This window comes from Nostoc sp. UCD121 (genome assembly GCF_014222285.1).
Taxonomy (GTDB): domain Bacteria; phylum Cyanobacteriota; class Cyanobacteriia; order Cyanobacteriales; family Nostocaceae; genus Nostoc.
In genome coordinates this window covers 25,531-34,499 of sequence record NZ_JACKZS010000067.1, presented here as the reverse complement: position 1 = coordinate 34,499, position 8,969 = coordinate 25,531, and the positions used below count along the sequence as shown (strand labels likewise).

General features: G+C 38.0%; 6 protein-coding genes. 5 read left to right on the top strand and 1 reads right to left on the bottom strand.

Going from position 1 to position 8,969, the window contains the following annotated elements:
• Positions 1–11 precede the first annotated feature (11 nt).
• The 5 genes from GNF10_RS16140 to GNF10_RS16120 all read left to right on the top strand — a co-directional run bounded on the left by GNF10_RS16140 (position 12) and on the right by GNF10_RS16120 (position 7,200).
• A complete protein-coding gene (locus GNF10_RS16140; protein ID WP_185583059.1) occupies positions 12–557 on the top strand; it encodes a GNAT family N-acetyltransferase in 546 nt (181 codons plus the stop codon).
• Positions 558–658: 101 nt separating this feature from the next.
• Positions 659–2,815 (top strand): polyribonucleotide nucleotidyltransferase, encoded by a 2,157-nt coding sequence (locus GNF10_RS16135; protein ID WP_185583057.1) that lies wholly within the window; start codon positions 659–661, stop codon positions 2,813–2,815.
• Between the two features lie 991 nt (positions 2,816–3,806).
• The gene (gene egtD, locus GNF10_RS16130; RefSeq protein ID WP_185581285.1) at positions 3,807–4,781 is read left to right on the top strand and encodes an L-histidine N(alpha)-methyltransferase; all 975 of its coding nucleotides are present in this window, start codon (positions 3,807–3,809) and stop codon (positions 4,779–4,781) included.
• A gap of 345 nt (positions 4,782–5,126) precedes the next feature.
• Complete coding sequence (gene ovoA / locus GNF10_RS16125) at positions 5,127–6,464, top strand: 5-histidylcysteine sulfoxide synthase (protein ID WP_185581284.1); 1,338 nt, start codon at positions 5,127–5,129, stop codon at positions 6,462–6,464.
• Between the two features lie 241 nt (positions 6,465–6,705).
• Positions 6,706–7,200 carry a DUF427 domain-containing protein gene (locus tag GNF10_RS16120; protein WP_185581283.1) on the top strand — a complete coding sequence of 165 codons (495 nt, stop codon included), beginning with the start codon at positions 6,706–6,708 and terminating at the stop codon, positions 7,198–7,200.
• A 339-nt stretch (positions 7,201–7,539) separates the two neighbouring features.
• Here the strand turns inward: GNF10_RS16120 and GNF10_RS16115 are convergent, their stop codons facing one another.
• A complete protein-coding gene (locus GNF10_RS16115) occupies positions 7,540–8,379 on the bottom strand; it encodes a sterol desaturase family protein (RefSeq protein WP_185581286.1) in 840 nt (279 codons plus the stop codon).
• Between the last annotated feature and the right edge of the window lie 590 nt (positions 8,380–8,969).

Here is an 8,969-nt window from a genome sequence, read left to right as displayed (position 1 = left end):
CATTATTAATAATGGATTTCCCCTTTTTTAAAGTTCTAAAAAATAACATAACAGTAGAACTAGATTATATGCATCCTCAAGAACAGGAGGTTGTAAGAGCATTACTCAATGTTGTAATTGTTGAAGGCAAAACTTATCCCCAAAGGCAACCTCTATCTCAGGCAGAATTTTCAACTTACTGGTTAAGCAAGGATGCCTTTGTTGTCAGGACATCTGTTTTGGATGCTATACACAAGCCAAATGAAATATTAGGGGCATTTTATTTAAAACCAAACTTCCCCGGTCGGTGTTGCCATATTTGCAACGCTGGTTTTATTGTACAACCTGGGTTACGCGGTCATGGAATCGGACGGTTCATGGGGGAGGCTATGCTCTTGATAGCAGCAGACCTGGGCTACGAAGCAGTAATGTTCAATTTGGTCTTTGAAACTAATATACCTTCAATTACCCTTTGGCAGTCGTTAGGATTTGAGATTATTGGACGAATCCCGCGTGCGGCAAAGCTAGGGGATGAACAAGTGGTAGACGCGCTGATGATGTATCGTGCTTTGGATTGATGACAAGTCTTATCTTTGTATGTACTAGAAGTCAGCCCTAGTGCATAAATGTTAGGATTGCCACAGAAAGAGAATAGCGAAAGAGAAGGAAAAAGAACTGAATGGCAGAAGTTGATAAGTCAATATCCTTCGATGGAAGGGATATTCGACTGAAAGTAGGCTTACTAGCTCCCCAGGCAGGTGGGTCGGTTTTGATAGAATCAGGGGACACATCCGTTTTAGTGACAGCTACGCGATCGCAAGCCAGAGAAGGCATTGATTTTCTTCCCCTCACTGTAGATTACGAAGAAAGACTGTATGCAGCTGGTAGGATTCCCGGAGGGATCATGCGGCGGGAAGGTCGTCCACCAGAAAAAACAATTCTCACCAGCCGTCTTATAGACCGTCCCATGCGTCCCTTGTTCCCTTCATGGTTACGGGATGACCTGCAAATTATCGCCTTAACGCTATCGATGGACGAGTTGGTTCCACCCGATGTGCTAGCAGTTACAGGCGCTTCCATCGCTACCCTGATTGCCCAGATTCCTTTTAATGGGCCAATGGCAGCAGTTCGCGTTGGTTTAGTGGGAGATGATTTCATTATTAACCCCACTTATGCAGAAATTGAAGCCGGAGATTTGGATCTGGTAGTAGCCGGTTCACCACATGGCGTAATCATGGTGGAGGCGGGAGCCAATCAGTTGCCAGAACGAGATATCATCGAGGCGATTGACTTTGGTTATGAAGCAGTGCGGGACTTAATCAAAGCGCAGCAAGATTTAGTAGCAGAACTGGGCTTAGTGATAGTGCAAGAAGCACCACCAGAAGTAGACCAGACGCTAGAAAACTATATCCGCGATCGCGCTAACGGCCAGATTAAGAAAATTCTCTCTCAATTTACCTTCACCAAACCCGAACGCGATGCAGCTTTAGATGTCGTCAAGGATGAAATTGCCACGACGATTAAAGAACTGCCAGAAGAAGACCCAATTCGAATTGCTGCAACTGCAAATAGCAAGGCACTTGGTAACACTTTTAAAGATATTACCAAGTACTTCATGCGGCGGCAAATCATCGAAGATAATGTTCGCGTTGATGGTCGTAAACTCGATGAAGTACGTCGTGTTTCTTGTTCAGTTGGTGTCTTACCAAAGCGAGTCCACGGTAGCGGTTTATTTAACCGGGAACTAACTCAGGTATTATCCACTTGTACTTTGGGTACACCTGGAGATGCTCAAAACCTCAACGATGATATGCAGTTAGACCAACATAAGCGTTATCTGCATCATTACAACTTCCCGCCGTTCTCAGTCGGGGAAACCAAGCCAATGCGTTCTCCAGGAAGGCGCGAAATTGGTCACGGGGCATTAGCAGAGCGATCGCTAATTCCTGTGTTACCCTCAAAAGAACAATTTCCCTACGTGATTCGCATCGTATCGGAAGTACTTTCTTCCAACGGTTCCACCTCAATGGGTTCAGTCTGCGGTTCTACCCTCGCCCTCATGGATGCTGGTGTACCAATTCTCAAACCCGTCAGTGGCGCAGCAATGGGTCTGATTAAGGATGGGGACGAAGTACGAATCCTCACCGACATTCAGGGTATTGAAGACTTTTTGGGCGATATGGACTTCAAAGTTGCCGGGACGGATACCGGAATTACCGCCTTGCAAATGGATATGAAAATCCCCGGTTTGTCGTTGGAGGTTATTTCCCAAGCCGTCCACCAAGCCAAAGCAGCTAGGTTGCACATCCTGGAGAAAATGCTCGCCTGCATCGACGTGCCACGGGTTGAAACCTCACCTTATGCCCCACGTCTGTTAACAATCAAGATTGACTCAGACATGATTGGTCTGGTCATCGGGCCTGGAGGCAAGACGATTAAGGGCATCACAGAGGAAACTGGTGCAAAAATTGACATCGAAGATGATGGCACCGTGACAATTTCGGCTGTGGATGAGAACAAGGCGAAGAGAGCCAGAAATATCATCCAAGGTATGACCCGCAAGTTGCACGAAGGGGATGTCTATGCAGGACGTATTACTCGGATTATACCGATAGGTGCATTTGTGGAATTTCTGCCTGGGAAAGAAGGGATGATCCACATCTCACAACTAGCTGACTACCGCGTTGGCAAAGTTGAGGATGAAGTAGCGGTGGGCGATGAAGTGATTATCAAAGTCCGTGAAATTGATAACAAAGGTCGGATTAATCTCACCCGCTTGGGTATCCACCCAGATCAAGCAGCAGCAGCAAGAGAAGCTGCGGCGGTGAATCGGTAACTCGATTTGGGATTTTAGATAAAATCTAAAATCCGCGATGCCTACTGTGAAGGCATCGCCGTATGCTTCTCAAAATTAGTTGCACGAAATTTATTAAAACTCATACTTGTAAATCTCTCTGATGACTATAAAAGATAAGTAACTAAGCCTAAATAAATTAAAGTTTGTAGTAAGGGCTTTAGCCCTAACAATCCTGCTTTTGAGCGATTCATCCCTCAAAAGTAGGATTTTATTTTATGTTTAATTTTACTATTATCTTTAATTTTAACTACCTACTTAATACCATATAGCGATTATGAATTGCATTGAAATTGTAGGGAAGGGCAGTAAAATTCAAACCCTTTCTCCTTTTAAGCTATGGTGTACATACAACTCTGTACAAGGTACAAAACGACGTTAGATCCTCCTAAATCCACCTTAAAAAGGGAAACCTTGGCTCCTATTACCATAGGGGGAATCTAAATGCTGTGGGACAACTTTAAAATACTTGTGTATACACCCTAGCATAGCAAGCGTCTTTGACAGGAGAAAATATTTTAATTCAGGCGATCGCAAATCATTTAACTTTTATGAAAGAAAAATAGATAGCTTGGCATTTGATAAAACTCATTTTCGATAAACTTTAGTTATCTATTAAAATAAAAAGAAGAGTTCTTTGAATTTTGCGATCGCTATCAAAGCTCCAATTATTTTTAAATAAAATTATAAGTTATCATCGATAAAGCTAACTTATGTACTTTGGCATTTTTTAGTAGTAGATAATGTTTAACTCTAGCAGTGTATTTATGTCTATTCCTATAGACTTATTTATCAGCCCATATTTCAATTAATTAACAAATATGAAATTAGTAAAAGCTGCTTTAATACCACACTAAATCGAGAGATTTTTCGTATTTTGATTCATTGTTAATTACCTACAAATAAGCCTTGCTATTAAAGTACTAAATATGTCATATTAAGTACTTCATTCAGAACTAAACATATTGACACAATGTTAGCTACATATCTAAAATCTCTTAATGAGAACAATCGAGTTGTCAACAATGAAGGTGAAGATGTAATCCAAGGATTAATTCAAAATCCCAAAACTTTACCCCCTAAATATTTTTATGATGATTACGGCTCAGAACTATTTGAACAAATATGTGAATTATCAGAATATTACCCAACACGAACAGAAGCATGGATTTTACGACAATATGCCGATGAAATAGCTCAGATAACAGGTAATTGTGAACTTGTAGAGTTAGGTAGTGGGAGTTCTACAAAAACTCTTTTTTTGCTAGATGCTTACCAAAAAATTGCCAGCCACTGTAGATATATACCCATTGATGTTAGTCATGGCATCCTTAAATCTAGCGTACTAAAACTACAACATAAATATCCAAATTTATTTGTTGAGGGATTAATAGGAACCTACGAACAAGCCTTGACAAAGCTAGAATCAACATTTGCAGCATCACGGATGATTTTTTTCTTAGGCAGTTCTCTTGGGAATTTTAACCCACGAGAATGTGATAATTTTTTAAGTCAAATTACTAGGACTTTGCAGGCAGGTGACTACTTTCTTTTGGGGATTGATTTACAAAAACCCAAGGAGATTTTGGAGCCAGCTTATAATGATAATCAGGGAGTAACATCTGCTTTTAATTTAAATATTCTTTCTCATTTAAATTGGCGTTTTCAGGGTAACTTTGACCTCAAATTATTCACTCACCAAGCTATTTATAATCAAAATGATGCTCAAATAGAAATGTATCTGCATTGCCAAAAGAGTCATGAGGTATCTTTAGAAGCGCTAGATTTACAAGTTGGCTTTGCAGATGGAGAGAGCATTCTCACCGAAATTTCTCGCAAGTTTGATTTAGTAACTATGCAAAAACAACTGGAGACACATGGACTTAAGACTCTGAAAACTTGGACAGATCCCAATCAGTGGTTTGGGTTAATTCTTTGTCAAGCTTAAATTTTGCTTCCCCAAAGTTGAATTTCAATAGACATATCCGTGAATTAGGCTTTAAACCTTAACTTATAACGCTTATAGTTTGTTCATAAATGGCGCTTACTTAAGGCAAGTAGGTATTTTGTTTTTCCTACGGTATAGCAGTAGTTTTCGCCATTTATAAATGCCTAATGAAGCGGCATTTCTTTGTTCATGGATATGTTTCATTTAGCAATATTCAACATATTTGGAAAAAGATAAACAGAGTCGGAATGCAATTAACAATTAACATTAGCAATTTTTTGATTAAGTTTGTCAAGTAAATCAGCCAGAGTTAAATCGTCTCTATAATAGCAATTGAGTTACATCATGAACAGTCTTCAATCTACTCATCCACCTAAACTAGATAGTTGCGATCGCCAAGTTATCCTCGATTATTTTGAGAATGCTTGGCAACTAGAAGATATGCTGATGAAAACTTTAGTGGAGGAAGATACATTTTATCTAAATCCCGATCCTTTGAGAAACCCTCTAATTTTCTATCTGGGACACTCGGCTATTTTCTACATCAATAAATTAATTAGCGTTGGATTATTAGAAAAAAGGATTAATCCAGACTATGAAATTCTGTTTGAAATTGGAGTTGATCCAGAAGTACCAGAGGAATTAAATCAAGCGATCGCTCATTTAGAATGGCCACAAGTTGCACAAACTTGGGCGTATCGAAAACAAGCATATACAGTAATTTCCGAAGTAATTAAAACTACCCCAATTACTCTACCAATTCACCCTACCGATCCCCTCTGGGCTTTAATGATGGGGATTGAACACCAGCGTATTCATATTGAAACCTCTTCGATGTTAATTCGCCAACTACCAATTGAGAGAGTGAAACGCCCTCAAAACTGGCAATATGCCCCTTTTAATGGCTACACTGCTCAAAACGAAATGATACAAGTTATGGGTGGGGTAGTAAAACTTGGCAAAGCCTTTAACGATCCGACCTATGGATGGGATATTGATTATGGCGATCGCACTGTTGAAGTAGATCCTTTTTTAGCCAGTAAATATCTGATTACCAATGCAGACTTTAGTTATTTTGTCAAGGCTGGTAGCTACGAAAACCAAGCGTATTGGGATGAAGAATCTTGGCATTGGAAAACTGAAAACAACATCAAATATCCGAAATTTTGGATACCTCAAAATGGCAGTTACAAGTATCGAGCCATGTTTGATGAAATCGACTTACCCTTAGATTGGCCTGTAGAGGTCAATCACTATGAAGCAATGGCTTACTGTTGTTGGCAAGGTAAAAATACCCGTTTAATGAGTGAAGCTGAATATCATTTAGCAACCTATGGTAGTGGTTTGGCAGAAGATATAGACAATTACAATATAAATTTAAAATTTGGCTCACCTAGTCCAGTAGGAATGTTAAAAACCGCCAAAAGTTATTCTGGTTTGTACGATTTACGCGGAAACCTTTGGGAACACTTGAGTGATAATTTAAATCCTTTATCAGGATATAAGCCTCATTTCCTTTACGAAGATAATTCTGCAATATTTTTTGATAATAAACATCAGATGATGTTAGGAGGATGCTGGATAACTAACGGTACAGAAGCTTTAAAATATTATCGCAACTGGTTCCGTCCTAATTTTTATCAACACGCCGGTTTTAGGATTGTTCAAGATATCAAGCATTAAGCCCAACATGAGGTTTTAGAAAAATAATTTTTTGCAGGATACTAATAGTAACAGAATAGCAGTTTTACATCTTCCATTTTTCCCTGTAACGATCAGGCTCAATATATTACTGAGACAGCAAACATATTACTAGCTCAAAATCTAGGAGGAATAGTACGAAAAATCACCCTAGAATGGAATTGGATTCATGCGAACTACCTTTGTATTTTAATGGCAACGTAAAAACAGGAAATTATTAAATATGAGACCAAATCCTATTCCACCACAACCCGGTCAAGAGTCAGTTTGGGATTATCCGCGTCCGGCTCGTTTAGAAGATACAAACAAATCAATTCGGATAATTGTTAATAATATTGTTTTAGCAGAAACAAGTAAAGCTAAAAGAGTTATAGAAACTAGCCATCCTCCTTCTTATTACATTCCTTCAGAAGATATTAAACTAGAATATCTGATAGAAACACCTAAAAAAACTTGGTGTGAATGGAAAGGTAAGTGTCAGTATTATGATATAAGCATCGGTGACAAGTATATAAATAACGCTGCTTGGCGATATTTTGACCCCACATCTGATTTTGTAACGATTCAAGAATACTATGCTTTTTACCCTAGTTTAATGGATGCTTGCTATGTAAATGATGAGCTAGTTATGTCTCAACCTGGTGATTTTTATGGGGGATGGATTACCTCTGATATTGTCGGGCCATTTAAAGGTAGTCCAGGAACAATGGGGTGGTAATTTTTGGCATAAAATTAATGAGTCAGAATTTCTTGAAAATTTTGCCTCATGAATATCGAGTTTAGACAATTATTTAGGATTCTTAGATTCATTGCAACCAACTCCACCAAACTACGCTTTATCTCTCCAAGAATCAGCTACGGTGTACACACATCTTTCTACAAAAAAATGTTTCAGATTCTCCTAAATCCTCCTATAAATTGGAGAAGTTTAAGAGATTTTCCCCCTTAAAAAGTGGAGTTGGGGAAATAAAAGGCTTGTGTAACAACTTTAAAAGAATTGTGTATACACTGTAAGCCAAACATCAAAAAATAGGTTCTCTAGATTTAAAATTTTCAATCAATCTGAAGTATTAGAAAACTTCATGGTGATATGCTCCAAATAAGCTACAGGGAACATAATTCCTGGCTTCTTTGTAGGAGGGTTTAGGGTGTTGAATAACCTGTCCCAAAATCCTTGAATTCCATAGTTTCTCTTGAAACAACTGTGGTGAAGATCGTGAAAATCTGATGGAACAAAAAATATTGATAAGGAACTATGACCTTCAAGGTTGTAAGCATTACCTATAATAGTCCAAGCACATAGTTGGGTGATATCATACCCAAATATAAAGATAGGCAAAAGGTCTGTAATAGTAACAATAATATATTCAGTCAAACTCTTATGTCCAGCAACAAAACTTGATGAGTCGGCAAACTCATGATGTTTTAAATGTATTTTTTGTAAAAATTTTCTGTGAAGTAGCGAATGGGAAACGTAAAAACAGAAATCAGCAACAATTATTCTCATCAAAAACCATCCAAAGTTTGAGAGCAAACTATTTCCTCTATTTACCTCTGGTGCTATGTAGAGGATAATTAAAGCTGCTATGAAACTTTTGATTTCTCCAGTAATGATGCCTTTGGCAGTAAATAAAGGGAATGGTTGTGTTTTGACTTTTTTAACTCTGGCAGTTAGTTTCTCTCTCCAATTATCATTATTTTTAATTACCTTTTCGATGAAAAGACCAATGCTATAAAATGAAATAGAACCAACAAACCAGTATAACAGCACTTGAGTTATAAAATTGAGTTCTATATTGTGCAACAACCAATAAAATATTTGCTGAACAATAGTGCAAGTAATAGCAATTTTTAGATAAAATTCAACCTCGAAGCAGAAATCAAAAAACTTTCTCATACCTGCATCCTTTTAGTAGTTACGGAATTAAAGCCTTTTTGCAAGTATAAATTATTTATTTTTGTATTTCACCAGATTATAAATAGGGTTTCTCAATTGTATGGGATAAGAACAGCCCCTTCCGGCTAGCGTTGGTGACTAAGCCTCAAAGCCTCTCTCCTTTTAGGAAAGAGAAATGGAAATGATACCAAAATCATCGCATCCATAAATGATGTGTAGCGGCTTACCGCAGTGTACGAGAAGCGCAATGTAGCAATCTCATTTGCAGGTATCCATCACCAAGCGATCACGCGAAGCGTCTACTAACATTTTTAATTATTTTATGGCGTTGCTGATTAGATATATGAATCTTGGTGTAGAGACGTTGCATTGCAACGTCTCTATAAGGGTTTTGAAATCACGCAAAATCATTTTCATACCTGAATTCAGTAACGCCTATTTTATCGCTATCTACTTAGTGACATAATTTTTGTGACTAGGAGATTTTTAGTAATTATAAATTTTAAACATAACGCAGCAAATGATACAATTCGGATTGGATTAATGCTAACTTGTTTTACCTTTTAATTGAAATGTGAAAAAAGACATAA